Origin of the sequence: Mesorhizobium sp. (assembly GCF_004962925.1) — a bacterium.
In the GTDB taxonomy this organism is placed as follows: domain Bacteria; phylum Pseudomonadota; class Alphaproteobacteria; order Rhizobiales; family Rhizobiaceae; genus Mesorhizobium.
This window is the reverse complement of record NZ_SUEO01000122.1, coordinates 19,059-19,498: the sequence shown is the minus strand read 5'-3', so window position 1 is coordinate 19,498 and position 440 is coordinate 19,059. Positions and strand designations below refer to the sequence as shown.

Annotated in this window: 1 pseudogene; it reads right to left on the bottom strand. The window is 68.0% G+C overall.

Annotated elements, in window-relative coordinates:
• Positions 1-440 (bottom strand): annotated as a pseudogene (locus E5W87_RS22105) (hypothetical protein); the annotation flags it as partial.

Genomic DNA, 440 nt, shown 5'->3' with positions numbered 1-440 from the left:
CGCCTCCGGCAGCACATCGATCATCTGTCCCGGCAATGCATTCGCTAGCGCCAGCGCCAGACGGGAGGATCGTTCGAACTCAGCGATCTCCGGCCCGAAGCGCACCGGGGCCGGGCCGTTCTGCTCGGGCAGGCGCACCGGCTCCGCAACGTGCGCGTCCGTAGGCAGGCTGGCAGGCACAGGAGGTGCTGCGTGGGCAAAGGCAGCAGCAAGCTTTTGCGGCGACAGCGCCGCTTTCGCCACCACGCTGTCGAAGCGCGCTTGCGGCGAGATTTCTGCGAAAAGCGGCACGGTAGCCGGCTGCGCTAACGGCTTGAGACGCGCCAACTTGCCTTCATGCACGAAGCTCGCGGCGGCCTGCGCACATCCGGCATCGCATCGGCTGAGCAGCGACGCCTGACGCTGCCGGCTTGCCAGTGACGGCGCCCGCGAATTGGTCC